1 protein-coding gene is annotated in these 253 nt (G+C 41.1%); it reads left to right on the top strand.

All coding sequences use genetic code 11. The features are described 5' to 3' along the window. Positions 1-230, top strand: a 230-nt coding sequence (locus R0J87_RS22650; protein ID WP_498889157.1) for a hypothetical protein, incomplete at its 5' end; no start/stop codon positions are given. Positions 231-253: the final 23 nt, after the last annotated feature.

Below are 253 nucleotides of genomic sequence, written 5' to 3'. Positions count from 1 at the left end.
CTTATGAAAATGGGCATTTACAGCCTCTCATCCAAGCTTTTGAAGATGCATATCAAAGCTGGACAGTTCTCGCAAATTTTACGGCTAGAGTAGGTCTCAGTAAGAATCCCCGCAGCATGATTGAACGGACGTCAAATCGCTTTCAGAAAACATTAGACATTGAGACAGGCCTGCTCTCACAACTAAAAGAGGTGATTCAAAATGAAGACCTATCAAACCATCTCTCTTGATGATTATGTGAATAACAGAGGCA

This window comes from Halomonas sp. SIMBA_159 (genome assembly GCF_046536035.1).
Taxonomy (GTDB): domain Bacteria; phylum Pseudomonadota; class Gammaproteobacteria; order Pseudomonadales; family Halomonadaceae; genus Vreelandella; species Vreelandella venusta_A.
This window is presented reverse-complemented; position numbering and strand designations above follow the sequence as displayed.